This is a genomic window from Bacillus mycoides, from assembly GCF_000832605.1.
Taxonomy (GTDB): domain Bacteria; phylum Bacillota; class Bacilli; order Bacillales; family Bacillaceae_G; genus Bacillus_A; species Bacillus_A mycoides.
Genome location: NZ_CP009692.1, coordinates 4248380 through 4264323, shown reverse-complemented (window position 1 = coordinate 4264323; position 15944 = coordinate 4248380). Strand labels below are relative to the sequence as shown.

At 36.0% G+C, this 15944-nt stretch carries 19 protein-coding genes; 17 read left to right on the top strand and 2 right to left on the bottom strand.

The annotated features are described in order from the left end of the window. Positions 1-48 precede the first annotated feature (48 nt). Positions 49-1023: an asparaginase gene (gene ansA / locus BG05_RS23610; RefSeq protein WP_002030754.1), complete on the bottom strand. Its 975-nt coding sequence runs from the start codon at positions 1021-1023 to the stop codon at positions 49-51. Positions 1024-1236: 213 nt separating this feature from the next. Here ansA and BG05_RS30870 point away from each other — a divergent pair, with 213 nt between their 5' ends. The 5 genes from BG05_RS30870 to BG05_RS23590 all read left to right on the top strand — a co-directional run bounded on the left by BG05_RS30870 (position 1237) and on the right by BG05_RS23590 (position 5729). Then, entirely contained in the window at positions 1237-1410 is a 174-nt protein-coding gene (locus BG05_RS30870) for a DUF5359 family protein (protein ID WP_002135263.1), read from the top strand. Positions 1411-1540: 130 nt separating this feature from the next. Then, positions 1541-2218: a (d)CMP kinase gene (gene cmk, locus BG05_RS23605; protein ID WP_002011798.1), complete on the top strand. Its 678-nt coding sequence runs from the start codon at positions 1541-1543 to the stop codon at positions 2216-2218. A gap of 330 nt (positions 2219-2548) precedes the next feature. Further along, positions 2549-3697, top strand: coding sequence for a 30S ribosomal protein S1 (gene rpsA / locus BG05_RS23600; protein WP_002126412.1), 1149 nt, complete (start codon positions 2549-2551; stop codon positions 3695-3697). A gap of 12 nt (positions 3698-3709) precedes the next feature. Next, positions 3710-4759: a type 2 isopentenyl-diphosphate Delta-isomerase gene (locus tag BG05_RS23595; RefSeq protein ID WP_002011801.1), complete on the top strand. Its 1050-nt coding sequence runs from the start codon at positions 3710-3712 to the stop codon at positions 4757-4759. 250 nt (positions 4760-5009) lie between these two features. Further along, positions 5010-5729 (top strand): hypothetical protein, encoded by a 720-nt coding sequence (locus BG05_RS23590; RefSeq protein ID WP_002166075.1) that lies wholly within the window; start codon positions 5010-5012, stop codon positions 5727-5729. 194 nt (positions 5730-5923) lie between these two features. On the opposite strand, the gene BG05_RS30175 is transcribed toward BG05_RS23590, so the two are convergent. Then, positions 5924-6058 (bottom strand): YpzI family protein, encoded by a 135-nt coding sequence (locus BG05_RS30175; protein ID WP_000513901.1) that lies wholly within the window; start codon positions 6056-6058, stop codon positions 5924-5926. A 117-nt stretch (positions 6059-6175) separates the two neighbouring features. Here BG05_RS30175 and BG05_RS23580 point away from each other — a divergent pair, with 117 nt between their 5' ends. The 12 genes from BG05_RS23580 to BG05_RS23525 all read left to right on the top strand — a co-directional run bounded on the left by BG05_RS23580 (position 6176) and on the right by BG05_RS23525 (position 15916). After that, positions 6176-6787, top strand: a complete 612-nt coding sequence (locus BG05_RS23580; RefSeq protein ID WP_002086626.1) for a YphA family membrane protein — start codon at positions 6176-6178, stop codon at positions 6785-6787. Then, positions 6780-7673 (top strand): YIEGIA family protein, encoded by an 894-nt coding sequence (locus BG05_RS23575; protein WP_002086625.1) that lies wholly within the window; start codon positions 6780-6782, stop codon positions 7671-7673. The genes BG05_RS23580 and BG05_RS23575 overlap by 8 nt, the downstream gene beginning before the upstream one ends. After that, positions 7670-7855 carry a capping complex subunit for YIEGIA gene (locus BG05_RS23570; RefSeq protein WP_002086624.1) on the top strand — a complete coding sequence of 62 codons (186 nt, stop codon included), beginning with the start codon at positions 7670-7672 and terminating at the stop codon, positions 7853-7855. Before BG05_RS23575 ends, BG05_RS23570 begins: the two co-directional genes overlap by 4 nt. Before the next feature lie 124 nt (positions 7856-7979). Then, positions 7980-9290, top strand: a complete 1311-nt coding sequence (gene der, locus BG05_RS23565) for a ribosome biogenesis GTPase Der (protein ID WP_002011811.1) — start codon at positions 7980-7982, stop codon at positions 9288-9290. 18 nt (positions 9291-9308) lie between these two features. Further along, positions 9309-10331 (top strand): NAD(P)H-dependent glycerol-3-phosphate dehydrogenase, encoded by a 1023-nt coding sequence (locus BG05_RS23560; protein ID WP_002186293.1) that lies wholly within the window; start codon positions 9309-9311, stop codon positions 10329-10331. 116 nt (positions 10332-10447) lie between these two features. Then, positions 10448-10699, top strand: coding sequence for a stage VI sporulation protein F (locus BG05_RS23555; RefSeq protein ID WP_000369753.1), 252 nt, complete (start codon positions 10448-10450; stop codon positions 10697-10699). Between the two features lie 227 nt (positions 10700-10926). Further along, complete coding sequence (locus tag BG05_RS23550) at positions 10927-11130, top strand: DUF2768 domain-containing protein (protein ID WP_002011815.1); 204 nt, start codon at positions 10927-10929, stop codon at positions 11128-11130. 65 nt (positions 11131-11195) lie between these two features. Beyond that, complete coding sequence (locus tag BG05_RS23545) at positions 11196-11909, top strand: hypothetical protein (protein ID WP_033733855.1); 714 nt, start codon at positions 11196-11198, stop codon at positions 11907-11909. Between the two features lie 242 nt (positions 11910-12151). Further along, positions 12152-13630 (top strand): stage IV sporulation protein A, encoded by a 1479-nt coding sequence (gene spoIVA / locus BG05_RS23540; RefSeq protein WP_000416521.1) that lies wholly within the window; start codon positions 12152-12154, stop codon positions 13628-13630. Between the two features lie 298 nt (positions 13631-13928). Next, a complete protein-coding gene (locus BG05_RS23535; protein ID WP_001043860.1) occupies positions 13929-14201 on the top strand; it encodes an HU family DNA-binding protein in 273 nt (90 codons plus the stop codon). Positions 14202-14322: 121 nt separating this feature from the next. After that, a complete protein-coding gene (gene folE, locus BG05_RS23530) occupies positions 14323-14892 on the top strand; it encodes a GTP cyclohydrolase I FolE (RefSeq protein WP_002011819.1) in 570 nt (189 codons plus the stop codon). 271 nt (positions 14893-15163) lie between these two features. Continuing rightward, the gene (locus BG05_RS23525) at positions 15164-15916 is read left to right on the top strand and encodes a heptaprenyl diphosphate synthase component 1 (protein WP_002030763.1); all 753 of its coding nucleotides are present in this window, start codon (positions 15164-15166) and stop codon (positions 15914-15916) included. The last annotated feature ends 28 nt before the right edge of the window (positions 15917-15944 follow it).

Sequence of the window (15944 nt, the reverse complement as noted above, 5' to 3'; positions counted from 1 at the left end):
TACTGTCTACTTGACAGGGGTCACTGCAAAATCTTCGACAGCTTCTTTTTAATCGTGCATAAACATATGTTGGATTGTTTCGTGAGAGTTTGTGTTTTCTAGTGCGACTAGTAATTTAATTCGCGCCTTTTGAGCGTTTAAACCGTAGGTGAAAACAATGCCCATATCTTTTAATTGTTTTCCGCCACCTTCATAAGAGTATACGTCTTGAACGATACCGTTAAAGCAGCGTGAAACTAATACAATTGGAATGCCTTTTTCTATTAATCGCCCTAGACTAGGAAGTGTTCTTGGAGGTAAATTACCTTGTCCAAGTGCTTCAATAACAATTCCGTCTACTGGTAGTGTTTCGATTGCTGATAATAATGTATCATCCATACCTGCGTATGCTTTTAGAACGACAACGTTTTTAGAAATCTGTCGTACTGTGCATGTTTCGTGATGCACTAAAGCATGATGGAAAACAACACCACGTTTTGTTACCATGCCAATTGGTCCGTACTGTGGACTTTGGAATGTCGCGACATTACTTGTGTGCGTTTTTGTTACATTTGTAGCACAATGTATTTCGTCATTTAATACGACTAGAACGCCTTTTTCAGCAGCTTCATTACTACTAGCAACTTTTACAGCTGATAAAAAATTATATAGACCATCGGCACCTAATTCATTACTAGAACGCATTGCCCCTGTCACAACGATTGGGATAGTTGCTTGAACTGTTAAATCAAGAAAATAAGCTGTCTCTTCTAATGTATCGGTACCATGCGTGATGACTACGCCGTGAATATCGTCTTGTTTTACTCTTTCGTCAATGATGACTTGCAATTGTAGCATTTCGCTAGGAGTCATGTGAGGAGATGGAAGATGGAACACATCTTCGACAATTAAATCAACATCGCCTTCTAAATCAGGAATGAATTTTAAAAGAGGATTCTTTTTACCTGGTTGTACGACCCCAGTTTCTTTATCTTCCTCCATTGCAATTGTTCCACCTGTGTGTAAAACTAGGATTCTTTTCAATGCTTATACCCCTTTCAAGTTGAAAAATACATTTAGAACATAACATGTTTTGAGTAAATTCGACAATGAAAATGTATAAAAGTATGCTTAGAAAATGACAATAAAATAAATTACCTTAAGTGTGCTCCGGTAAGTGGTTATTAGGTTAGGTTTTGTTTATGGAAATTTATGAGAGTGGATGTGTAAGTGTAGAGAGGGAAGGAGTGAGTTTTTTTGAAAAAAGTGGAGAAAATTATAATTCGTATATTACTGATTCAATTTATTTTTCTTTCTGTCGTCCAACTGCTTTTTATACATAAATCTTCAGTGAAATATTTATCGAAAATTGTTTATTACGAAGGTGTCGTCACGAAAAATAAGGCGGAAATCTTACAGGTGAATAAGTAGTTTTCATTTTCTTCTATGATGGATTATGCTACAATTATTGAGGATTTAATGACGTGAGGCAAATGAGAAGAAGCAGGGGGAAAATACCTGCTTTTCGTTTTGTTTTATAAGTGAAAAATGAGGTGTTACAATGGATAAACGAATTTCGATTGCTATAGATGGTCCAGCGGCTGCTGGGAAAAGTACAGTGGCAAAAGTTGTTGCAAAAAAACTTTCATATGTTTACATTGATACAGGCGCAATGTACCGTACTATTACATATGCAGCCCTTGAACAAAAAGTGGATATTGAAAATGAAGAAAAGTTAATGGAAGTTGTAAAAAATGTAAATATTGAATTTCAGCAAGGGGAAAATACACAACTTGTATTTTTAAATGGACAAGATGTTTCTGAAGTGATTCGTACGCCAGATGTGACGAATCGTGTATCTATTGTAGCAAAGCATCGTCTTGTTCGTGAAGAAATGGTACGTCGTCAACAAGGATTAGCTAAAAAAGGCGGCGTAGTAATGGATGGCCGTGATATTGGTACACATGTACTACCGGATGCTGAAGTGAAAATCTTTATGCTTGCTTCTGTAGAAGAAAGAGCGGAAAGAAGACATTTAGAAAATATGAATAAAGGTTTCGATTCTAATTTAGAGCAGTTAAGAGAAGAAATTGCTAGGCGTGATAAATTAGATTCAGAACGCGAAGTTTCTCCTTTGAAAAAAGCTGATGATGCATTGGAATTAGATACAACTTCTTTATCAATTGAAGAAGTTGTCCAAAAAATTATGGGTATTGTTTCAGGAGTATTTGCGAAATAAAGAAAGAGGACTATCCTCTTTCTTTTTTTTTTTTGAAATGTAAAGGATAAGTGAATTATAAGTCTCTTTTCTTGACAAATGGGCTAATTTGTAAGAAGTTAGTTACAGAGGGGAAAAAATGTCAGAATATATTCGCTATTATATTTCAAATCATACTTTCTTCAAGATGATTTTGCTGTATACTATTTATATAGATTTAATATAGTTTCTTGTGAACTGTATTGAAACAGAATATGTGATGATAAATTCTTAAACATGCAAATGAAAACATTTGTTTTCATTTCGTATATACATAAAAATGCTTTGTCAATTCTGTAGGGAGGTATTTCCATGGTAGAGAAAATGAATGAAGAAGTTATGAATTCAAAAGAATTACAAGTTGGTGACGTTGTTACAGGTTCTGTAACGAAAGTTGAAGAGAAACAAGTTCTTGTAAATGTTGGATACAAAACAGATGGCGTAATTCCGATTAGTGAATTAGCTAACGTTCATATTGAAAAAGCAAGCGATGTTGTAGAATTAGATCAAACACTTGAATTGAAAATTATTAAATTAGAAGATGATGATCTTGTTTTATCTAAGAGAGCTGTTGACGCAGAAAAAGCGTGGGTAGAATTACAAGAAAAATTTAATTCTGGTCATGTATTTGATGTTATTGTAAAAGATATCGTGAATGGTGGGTTAGTTGTGGACCTTGGTGTTCGTGGTTTTATCCCAGCTTCACTTGTAGAAGTACATTATGTAGAAGACTTTGCTGACTATAAAGGAAAAACATTAGCGGTGAAAATTGTTGAATTAGACCGTGAAAAAAATCGTGTTATTCTTTCACATAAAGCGGTAGTAGAACTAGAACTAGATTCTAAGAAAAAAGAGGCAATCTCTTCGTTAAAAGAAGGGGACATTGTTGAAGGAACAGTACAACGATTAACGGATTTTGGTGCTTTCGTTAACGTTGGTGGTGTGGACGGTTTAGTTCACATTTCACAAATTTCACACGAACGTGTAGAGCAACCTTCTGAGGTATTAGAGCAAGGTCAAAAGGTAAAGGTGAAAGTGTTATCTGTTGATGCTGATACGCAACGTATTTCTTTATCAATTAAAGCAGCTCAGCCAGGACCTTGGGAAAATGTTGCTGGCGAAATAAAAGCTGGAGATATTCGTGAGGGAGTAGTAAAACGCCTTGTTACATTCGGTGCGTTTGTTGAAATTTTACCTGGTGTTGAAGGGCTTGTACATGTATCTCAAATTGCAAATCGTCACGTGAAAAATCCAAATGAAGTATTGGAAATGGGACAAGAAGTAAAAGTGAAAGTACTTGAAGTCCATGTAGCAGAAAAACGTATTTCTTTAAGCATAAAAGAAACGCTTGAAGAAAATAATGTAACAGAAGATTATAGCCAATATGAGCCAAATGCTGATTCGGCTACTTTCCAGTTAAGTGATATTATTGGTGAACAACTGAAAAAATTAAAGAAATAAAGAGGGGTACAAGTGGTAAGGGCAAAACGTAAATTAGATCATATTGAATATGCTCTTTCTACTGGTCAGTCTCGTACGCATGGCTTTCATGATATTGATTTTGTGCATCAAAGCTTGCCAAATTCAAGTTATGACACTATAACATGTGAAACAAAAATCGGCGAACTTTCACTAAGTTCGCCGATTTTTATCAATGCGATGACTGGTGGTGGAGGAGAGCAAACATTACATATTAATGAGCAATTAGCATATGTAGCGAAACATCATAACCTTGCTATGGCTGTAGGTTCGCAAATGGCAGCTTTAAAAGATGAAAGTGAAGCGGCTTCGTATAAAGTTGTTAGGAAAGTAAATCCGAATGGGATTTTTTTCGCAAACTTAGGAAGTGAGGCAACTGTCGAACAGGCAGAGCGTGCCGTTGATATGATTGAGGCGAATGCACTGCAAATTCATTTAAATGTCATACAGGAGTTAACGATGCCAGAAGGAGACCGTGATTTTACTGGTGTACTTCAGCGGATTGAGAAAATAGTTTTAAAAAGTAAAGTACCTGTCATCGTAAAAGAAGTCGGTTTTGGAATGAGTAAGGAAACAGTACAACAGTTAGCGAATATAGGTATAACAGCAATTGATATTGGCGGACAAGGTGGTACGAATTTTGCTGCTGTTGAAAATGAAAGAAGACAGCGAATGCTTTCTTATTTTAATAACTGGGGCATACAAACAGCTACCTCGATTATTGAAGCAACCTCTACAAATAATAACCTCTCTTTTATTGCATCTGGGGGTATACAAACAGCACTTGACGTGGCGAAGGCAATCGCATTAGGGGCGAATACAACTGCGTTTGCTGGATACTTTTTACGTATTTTAATGCAAGATGGTGTTGAGAATTTAGTGGATGAAATTGATCTTTTACATACAGATTTAAAATTTATTATGACAGCTCTTGGCGTGAAGACGATAGAAGAGTTACAATCTGTACCTCTTGTTGTAAAAGGTGAAACGTACCATTGGTTAGCGCAGCGAGGGATTGACACTGCACATTATAGTAGGCGATAAAAAATCAACCATCCGGTTGATTTTTTTGCGTTTTATTTTCGTAAAATGAAGAGGGAAGGCGAGAAGTTATCATTCTATATAATTCTATAAATGGAAAAAAGAGAGAGTTTATATTATGATAAAAGTATATATAAATATCATACAGAAAAGCTAAAATTGAAAAAAGGGGTTATAAAAATGAAGAAATGTAGAAAATATGCCGCTGAATTATTTGAGTATTCTTACTTTTTCTATGTTTGTGGAGAGAAACATGGCAAAAGTAAGAAAGTATTCCTCTCTATATAGCTGGTTAGCGATAAAACAAGATAAGAGATTGCTATTTAAGAGTCAAAAGAAACAAGGGAAAATTCACTATAATTTTGGGGATGAGGATGTTAATAAAAAAGGAGATAATGTATCTTCAAATAGTAAAAATACAATAGGACGCATTACATATAATAGTGAAGATTTTAACATCCATGCACGAAATATAAGAGAAGATACAGCAGTTTCTGGATATAAGAAAAAGGTTGAAATTTCATTAACTTCAAATGTAAGAGAAGGAGATTCTAGTTCAACAACAGCACAATCAGCAATTAAAACGACGAATATTGCAATTGCAGTCGGGAATAAATTGTATAGGAATCCAACGGTGAATGCAGGAAGTGGAATAGAAGCACTAATTTTGCCAAGGGAATTAGGAGAAGACAAAAATCCATCGGAAGATTCGTATACAATTTATTATTTTAATATACCAAATGAAGTGAGTTTAAGTAATGCTGAAGTAGTATTACTTTCTGATCAAGGAAATACCATTGTGAGTAGGGAAATTAAAGGAGAAAAAGAAGATATTGTAGGTGCGAAAAAAGAGGTTGAGCGAAAGTTAAATGAGATAAGAGAGACGGATTATGTACGTGTAGAGGTAAAGAGTAAAGATCCTTCTCTACATACGTATTATGTTATTACATATTCTAAAAACCAACAGGTGTAGTTACGATTAATGCCTCGTTGAGTGATAGGGTTTATAATGCGAAAACAAAAGAATTATATTACGAGTAGAAATAAATAAAATAATTGTGTAAAAAGACGGTTTCGTACAATATCGAAACCGTCTTTTTGTATTGCCTATTTGAGGGCAGCTTGATTGGTGTGGGCTAATAATCCCCCACTGAAGTTTCACTTTATTTAATGCTGATTCTGCTTTCGAGCTTGCTCCGGTGTATCAAGACTTGTTGCACCGGGATATTGAAGTGATTGGTCGCGATCAGATTCAACGCGGCGTGATTCTCTTAGCTTTCGTTCTTGGCGATCTTTACCCATTGTGAGTTACACCTCCTTATTAAAAGTTTTGCTGTTATGAGAAAAACTATGCACAAAGAAAAGGAGGATTAACTTTCATAAAAAGTTCCCATAATGGAAATCATAGGAGGTGAAATGATGGATGGGAGTACTTTTTATTTTGTTGCTTGGATAGGGTGGATTGTCGTGACCTTTTTTATGAAAAAGGAATCTATTCGTTGGAAGATAAGTGCTTGTATATTAATTTTTATTATTTGTTCTCCGTTAAATGTGACGATTGCTTCTTTCACAATATCGGTAAATGCCCTTTTGCTTTGTATTATTTCTTTTGTAGGTATCGCGTTATATTCTATTTGGAAAAAATTATATACCTTACTTTCGGCACTTATTATTGCAATGTTATATACAAGCTTTCATTTGTTAGAAGTATATGATCCAATTTGGATTGTGGTTGATAGGTTGTTGCTGTTAAGCGGTGCACTTGTGTATGCATCGGTTTTATTGCACGGGGATCGCATATTACGATTATGCTCCTTATATATAGGGATGTTACAAGGAGAATTATTGGTGACGCTGATTTTTCGTAAATTACATTTTCCTTATGAATACGGCAGTTTAGCTTTTTTAGATGTTGCTGCTGTTTCCACTTTATTTATGGCGATTTTACTTTGGATTACAAAGGCATCGGTATATATGGAACAATTTAAGAGGAAAACACGTAAAAGAAAGGCGAGGGTAATACATGACTGAATATACACCAGCTATTTTATGTGGCGTAATTGCAGGTACAATAACTAGGTTGTTAATGCTTCGTACCGATACGAGGCAATATCCGACGAGGCTTCACGGGAAAATTATTCATATCGCGATGGGATTAATTGCGGCTGCCTTAGGAGCAATTGCGATTCCGTCTGTTTTGAAAAAAGATTTCTCTGCAATTACATTTCTTACGTTAGCAGCGACGCAATTTCGTGATGTGCGCAATATGGAAAGAAATACGCTTCAACAATTAGATGGATATGAGCTCGTACCACGTGGTAATACATACATTGAAGGAATTGCATTAGTATTTGAAAGTCGTAACTACTTGGCGATGTTAACGTCGTTTGTAACAACGTTTGCGTATATAGGATTCGATTCATGGATTGCCGGGGTAATTACTGGTATAGTAAGTTTTTTCATTGCGAAAAAATTAATGTCAGGTAAAAGACTTCATGACCTTGTAGAAATAGAGCACGTTCCACTTCGTTTTGAAGGAGCGGGACTTTATATTGATAATATTTACATTATGAATATTGGATTGCCAGCAAGGCAAGAAGAAATTATGAAATATGGAATGGGATTTATTTTAAAACCGAAATCGATAGATGCGATGGTTACAATCTCAAACTTAGGACAACGGCAAGCTATTTTACATGATGTTTCGGTTGCTTTAGGAATATATAGAGATTCTGGAACGCCGGCACTTGTACCGTTAGCGAAGCGTGATTTAGAGGATGGGAGAGTTGGGATTTTTGTTCTGCCGCAAGATCAAGATGCAGAAAAAGCGATAGGGGTAATCGGAAATGTACCAACATTAGAGAGTGCTGTTCATATGTCATCAGAAGCTCCGAAAGGAAGGGGAGATAAGAGATGATGTTAGAAAGTGTTATTCTCGCAGTCATTACAACAACGCCAGAGAAATTTGCAGGTGGTGCCCCTTTATTTATTTGCGAGTCGACAGAGGAACTGGAATTTGTTGCAAATAATTTAGAGGCTATTTTAGATGGTATTGCACATCGCTTACAAGATAATGTATATATTATTGTGAAACATTAGTAACGTGTGGTATAATGTGAGGTGTTTTGATACGTTGAGAAATATTCTGGAATGCAAATCCCTTCTTGCACAAAGAAGGGTTTTTTACATAATAAACAGAAGCAAGTTGAAAGGATGAAAGTATATGCCGAAACCAGTAATAGCGATAGTAGGCCGCCCGAACGTGGGGAAATCTACTATTTTCAATAGAATTGTTGGAGAAAGAGTTTCAATCGTAGAAGATATACCAGGTATAACGCGAGACCGTATTTATAGTGCGGGAGAATGGTTAAATCATGAGTTTAACATTATTGATACAGGTGGAATTGATATTGGAGACGAGCCGTTCTTGACACAAATTCGTCAACAGGCGGAAGTAGCGATTGATGAAGCGGATGTTATCATTTTTATGACGAATGGTCGCGATGGTGTAACTGCAGCAGATGAAGAAGTTGCTAAAATTTTATACCGTTCTAAAAAACCAATTGTACTTGCGGTAAATAAGGTTGATAATCCAGACATGCGTAGTGATATTTATGATTTTTATGCATTAGGATTTGGCGAGCCATTCCCGATTTCAGGTACACACGGTTTAGGACTTGGTGATTTGTTAGATGAAGCTGCAAATCATTTTCCAAAGATTGAAGAAGAAGCGTATGACGATGAAACAATCCGTTTCTCTTTAATTGGACGTCCAAACGTAGGGAAATCATCACTTGTAAATGCACTTCTTGGTCAAGAACGTGTAATTGTAAGTAATATAGCGGGAACGACACGTGATGCTGTTGATACACCATATAGTAAAGATGATCAAGATTATGTAATCATCGATACAGCTGGTATGCGTAAAAAAGGGAAAGTATACGAAAGTACAGAAAAGTATAGTGTACTTCGTGCACTTAGAGCGATTGAACGTTCTGACGTTGTTTTAGTCGTTTTAGACGGAGAAGAAGGAATTATTGAGCAAGATAAAAAAATCGCTGGATATGCTCATGATTCAGGACGAGCTGTTATTATCGTTGTAAACAAATGGGATGCAGTGAAAAAAGATGAAAAAACAATGAAAGCATTTGAAGAAAACATCCGTGCTCATTTCCAATTTTTAGAGTATGCACCGATTGTATTCTTATCTGCGAAAACGAAAAAGCGTACACAAACGTTATTACCGGTTATCAATGAGGTAAATGAAAGCCATAGCATCCGTGTACAAACGAATGTATTAAATGATGTAATTATGGATGCGGTAGCGATGAATCCAACGCCGACACATAATGGTAGCCGTCTGAAAATCTTCTATGCGACACAAGTTGCGGTAAAACCACCAACATTTGTTATATTTGTAAACGATACAGAATTAATGCACTTTTCATATGAGCGCTTCTTAAAGAACCGTTTACGTGAAGCGTTCGGTTTTGTAGGAACGCCGATTCACATTATCGCTAGAGCAAGAGACTAATGGAGAGGATGTGATTTTATGACAAAAATCACAGTAATAGGAGCAGGTAGCTGGGGAACAGCGTTAGCGATGGTATTAGCTGACAATGGGCATGATGTACGTATTTGGGGAAACCGTCCTGAACTCATGAATGAAATTAATACGAAGCGTGAGAACAGTAGATATCTTCCAGGGATTACATTGCCAAGCACAATCGTAGCCTACTCTTCTTTAGAAGAAGCATTAGTAGATGTAAATACAGTACTGCTAGTAGTACCGACGAAAGCGTACCGAGACGTATTGCATGAGATGAAAGAAATTGTTACAGAGCCAATTACTTGGATTCATGCAAGTAAAGGAATCGAACCAGGTACGTCAAAACGTATTTCGGAAGTGATTGAGGAAGAAATTCCAGAGAGCTTGATTAAGGATGTTGTTGTACTATCTGGGCCGAGTCACGCTGAAGAAGTTGGATTGCGTCAAGCGACAACTGTTACGTCTGCAGCAAAGCGTATGGAAGCGGCTGAGGGAGTACAAGATTTGTTTATGAATAGCTATTTCCGTGTATATACAAACCCAGATATCGTTGGAGTTGAACTTGGTGGTGCTTTAAAAAATATTATTGCACTAGCTGCGGGGATATCTGACGGGCTTGGATTAGGTGATAATGCGAAAGCGGCATTAATGACACGTGGTTTAACAGAGATTGCTCGTTTAGGAAGAAAAATGGGCGGAAATCCGTTAACGTTTGCTGGTCTAACTGGTATGGGAGACTTAATTGTAACTTGTACAAGTGTGCATAGCCGAAATTGGCGCGCTGGAAATATGCTTGGAAAAGGGCACTCTTTAGAAGAAGTGCTAGAAAGTATGGGTATGGTTGTAGAAGGTGTAAGAACAACGAAAGCTGCTCATGAATTGGCAGAGAAAATGGAAGTTGAAATGCCGATTACAGCTGCTTTATATGACGTGCTGTTCAATGGGAATAATGTGAAAGATGCAGTAGGCTCATTGATGGGACGTGTTCGAAAACATGAAGTTGAAGCGATACCTGATTTGTTATAAAGAAAGCGGTAGAAGTACATTTCGTACTTCTACCGTTTTTTATTTTTTATGGGTCTTTTCACCAATTTTTCATCTCTGCATAGGATGAAGAGTAACTTGAGGAGAGGGTGAAAAGAATGGATAACAACATTTTTAATAACATTGAAAAAGAAGCGAAAGTGAACAAAGAAGATATTTTTAAATTAGCGTCGTCTGTTCAAAATGCGAACTTACGTGATGAGACAGTGCTTCGCCAATTGATTCATCAAGTTGCTCTAATGGCAGGACGCGAAGTGCCAAAAGAGCAAGAGGATCAAATTGTAAAAGCGATTATTAACAATAATATGCCGGCGGATTTTGGTTCGTTAAGTAAAATGTTTAAAAAATAAATTATGAGAAACAAAGAGTTTAGAGAATGCATATGATATTTATGAAAGAATGGGAATAGAGCTGTTAAGGGCATATTTGGTCAACCGAAGCGCATCATTTCGTGCTTCGGTTTTATTATTTTAAATAAAAATCATCAATTCACGGAAAAATGATGATTTTTATTTGTTTAAAGATTTTAATTTGTTAAAATAGTATAAAAATAGATTGAAAGTAAAGGGGTGTATATATGTCGGAAGGGCTTATGAAAATGTGGTTTGCTTTAGGGGCAATTGGATTTATGTTTCTTGCAGTAAGTTTTATTTTATTGAGTAGGCATAAAATGAAGAATAAATTTTTGAAAGGGATTACAGCTTTAGTAGCGTACACCCTCATGATTGTATCGGGAATTGTTATTTTCCTTGTTGTATTTAGTGGCCCTATTGAGCAATAAAGGATGTGTATTCGGTAAATGTTACAAAAGCAACAGTCCATACTAGCATGAAAAGGTGATTGTCAGTGAAAAAAATCCATATTATTTTAATATTTTGTTGCATGAGCATTTTAACAGGGTGTATGTATCCAAGAGAAAATATGAAACAAAGTGCTATTCCTTATGAAGACCAGTTGCAAGTTGTACAAAAAGCCATTAATACATATAAGGAGCAAACGGATGGTTTATTACCAATTAAGACGCGTGATATGAGTACGCCGATTTATCAGAAGTATCCAATTGATTTTCAAAAAATTGCTCCAAGGTACATACAAGAGGCGCCAGGGAATGCGTATGAAAGTGGTGGGGTATATCAATATGTATTAATAGATGTTGAAAAAAATCCGACAGTAAAGTTAATTGATGTGAGAATGGCGGAACAAATTCAAGAAGTGGCATTGAAGCTAAGGATGTATCGTGATGAACATCAATATCCACCTTTTAAAAAAGTGATTACAGATGGTGTTTATGAATTAGACTTCAAAAAACTAGGACATAAAGATGTACCACAAGTGACAAGTCCGTACTCAGGAAAAGGTCTCCCTCTTGTAATTAATGAAAAAGGAGAATTGTTTGTTGATTATAGAATCGACTTATATGAAGCGTTGAAAAAAAATGAAGGACAATTTAAAGAAGGTGAAGATATCCGGAGTATACTATCGAAGGATTCCCCGTTTGTTCCTGCATATTCTTTGCCGTACACAGTAAAAAATGGAGAACCAATTTTTTTAAAATCATAAGTCATGAACCTTTCTTTTAGTGAATAAGTTCTAGAAGAAAGGTTTTTTATGTTATACAACTTGCGATGCAAACAAAAGGTATTTTTAAATAGTCATATGAAATTGGACAAAATTATATGATATATTGTCCGAACTTCTAGAATACCATTATATTATATCAGATATTATAGGCAACATTAGAGAAGGTATTAGTTGACTATAAACGTGGAATTATTCCCAAAAATATTGAGGGAGGGAATCACTTGGAAAAGGTAGATATTTTTAAAGATATTGCGGAACGCACAGGCGGTGATATTTATTTTGGAGTTGTAGGAGCTGTTCGAACAGGGAAATCAACATTTATTAAAAAGTTTATGGAACTTGTTGTTATTCCCAATATTGAAAATGAGTCAGACCGTCAAAGAGCGCAGGATGAACTGCCTCAAAGTGCTGCTGGTCGTACAATAATGACGACGGAACCGAAGTTTGTTCCAAACCAAGCGGTTTCTATCGAAGTAGATGAAGGTCTTGAAGTGAATATTCGATTAGTAGATTGTGTTGGATATACGGTTCCAGGAGCAAAAGGCTATGAAGATGAGAATGGTCCGCGCATGATTAATACTCCTTGGTATGAAGAGCCTATTCCATTCCATGAAGCTGCAGAAATAGGAACACGTAAAGTAATTCAAGAGCATTCAACAATTGGTGTCGTTATTACAACAGATGGAACAATTGGTGAAATTCCAAGAAGAGATTATATAGAGGCAGAAGAACGCGTTGTAAATGAGTTAAAAGAAGTAGGAAAGCCTTTCATTATGATTATCAATACTGTACAGCCATACCATCCAGATACGGAGCAGTTACGTCAAAGTTTATCAGAAGAATATGATATCCCAGTAATTGCGATGAGTGTAGAGAGTTTAAGAGAAACAGATGTGTATAACGTACTGCGAGAAGCATTATTCGAGTTCCCGGTTTTAGAAGTGAATGTAAACCTTCCGAGCTGGGTAATGGTGCTAAATGAAGGGCATTGGTTACGCCAAAGTTATCAGGAAGCGGTTCAAGAGACTGTAAAGGATATAAAACGTCTTCGTGATGTGGACCGTGTCGTTTGGCAGTTTAGTCAATATGAATTTATTGATCGAGCAAGTCTAGCTGGCATCGATATGGGGCAAGGTGTGGCAGAGATTGATTTATATGCGCCAGATGAATTGTATGATCAAATTTTAAAAGAAGTAGTAGGAGTAGAGATTCGAGGGAAAGATCATTTATTAAAGCTTATGCTCGATTTATCTCATGCGAAAACAGAGTATGACCAAGTGGCGGATGCCCTGCGGATGGTAAAACAAACAGGATATGGAGTAGCAGCGCCTGCATTAGCTGATATGAGCTTAGATGAACCGGAAATTATTCGTCACGGCTCAAGGTTCGGTGTTAAATTAAAAGCGGTTGCGCCGTCTATTCATATGATTAAAGTGGATGTAGAATCAACATTTGAACCAATTATCGGTACTGAAAAACAAAGTGAAGAACTAGTTCGTTACTTGATGCAAGATTTTGAAGATGACCCGCTATCAATTTGGAATTCTGATATATTTGGGCGCTCTCTTAGCTCTATTGTTAGAGAAGGAATTCAAGCGAAGTTATCTCTAATGCCAGAAAACGCTCGTTATAAATTAAAAGAAACACTAGAAAGAATTATTAATGAAGGATCTGGCGGATTAATTGCGATTATATTATAAGAAAAAAATCCCTCTAATTGCAGAGGGATTTTTTTCTTTTTGAGTACGTAATAGAAAAATAAACAGTCATTATCTAATATTTTGTTGTAAATTGTCAAGTTTCATCAGAATTTCACATTTTTAGAGTAACAATTTCCTTAAAAATATTGAATTATAAAGGAGAATCGTATAATATAGGCGTTGATAATGATTTATCTACATCTTTGTAGTATAGAATTTGTAAAAATTGCCTACAAATGAAAGTAAGACTCATTTTATGATCATTATACAGTCTTATCTTTGGGAGGAGGTGAATGGCATGAACAAGACAGATTTAATCAATGCTGTTGCAGAAGCAAGTTCCCTTTCTAAAAAGGACGCAACAAAAGCAGTGGACGCTGTTTTTGATTCTATCTTAGAAGCTTTAAAACAAGGTGATAAAGTACAACTAATCGGATTCGGTAACTTCGAAGTTCGTGAGCGTGCGGCTCGTAAAGGTCGTAACCCACAAACAGGTGAGGAGATTGAAATCGCTGCAAGTAAAGTACCTGCATTCAAACCTGGTAAAGCGTTAAAAGATGCGGTTAAATAATCCTTACATATTAACAGGGAAGAAGAGTTTCCTTTTTGGAAACTCTTCTTTTTGCTTTTAAAAACATAAATATGCTAGAATGTGTTCGTATCACTTTTAGGTTTTTCGGGAGGGCTAGCGGATGGCAAAAGTTAATTTAGAACAAATTGAACATGCAGTACGTCTTATTTTAGAGGCAATCGGAGATGACCCAAATCGCGAGGGAGTACTTGATACACCGAAACGTGTTGCGAAAATGTACGCAGAAGTATTCTCAGGAATGCATGAGGATCCGAAAGAGCATTTACACAAAGTATTCGGAGAAGACCACGAAGAGCTTGTGCTAGTAAAAGATATACCATTCTATTCGATGTGTGAGCATCATCTTGTTCCGTTTTATGGAGTTGCTCACGTTGCATATATTCCGCAAGGTGGAAAAGTAACGGGACTAAGTAAATTAGCTCGTACTGTAGACACAATTGCGCGTCGTCCGCAACTACAAGAACGTATTACATCAACAGTAGCTAACTCTATTATGGAAGTACTAGAGCCGCATGGTGTAATGGTAGTAGTAGAAGCAGAGCATATGTGTATGACGATGCGTGGTGTGAAAAAGCCTGGTGCGAAAACAGTAACGACTGCAGTGCGCGGCGTGTTAGAAAATGATGCAGCAGCACGTAGTGAAATTTTATCGTTTATTAAGACGAATTAAAGAAGAGCGGGAAACTGCTTTTCTTTTTTTTATATACAAAAAAATGATATAGTTTTAATGTTAAAGAGCAAGAATATAAAGGTTGAAAATTACTTCTGCCTTTTGTGTAAATGAATGTTTGTAGTTGTTAGAGACGAAGATAACTTGTATGAATAAAAGTTGAGGCTTTATTCGGTGGCAGTTTGGCAGAAGTAGCCAAGTTTTGATTATAGAAAATAGAATGTATGTGTTATAATAAATTTTATGAATTAGAAAACAAGGGTGATTTTTTGTGTGTGACATCTACGGAGGGTATGCGGGTATTAAAGAGAAATTGATGGAGAAATTACGCCATCCTTATTTTATAAACTATATTGAAGAACCATTTATTGATGAAGAAAAAATAGCGCTGTTATACGGTGCATTAAAAAGTGCAAATATACATAAAGAACAAATTGATCATTATGTCGTAACGATTATGCTTGTACAAATTGCTCTTGATACACATGAAAAAGTATCAAATAAAGCAAACGAAGAGACGAGTGGATTCCATAAGCGTCGTCAATTGACAGTTCTTGCAGGGGATTATTATAGTGGTCTATACTATTACTTATTGTCAATGAATTGTGATATTATCTTAATTCGTGCACTTGCTGAAGGAATTAAGGAGATTAATGAACATAAAATTATGCTGTATCAAAAAGCACATGTGACGATTCAAGACATAATGGAAAGTGTAGTAATAATTGAATCTGCGCTTTTGCAAAAAACATGTGATCATTTTCAGTTATCTAATTGGAAACCATATATAACTTATGTGTTAGGAAAAAATCGTCTTCAAAAAGAGTGTCAATTGTATGCTGATAAACAAAATTCACCTGTTTTTCAAGCAGTCCAAAAAATCTCATTGGATGATGATAAAAATTTGGAAACAGTTATTAATGAATGGCTTATGGAAATGAGAAAGCAAGAAGAAAATTTTTTAGAGAATCATACAGAAGTTAATGAGATAATTTCTATGTTAAGAGATAAATCAAGGACATAAGCAACTTTACATTGGAAGAAGGTACGAG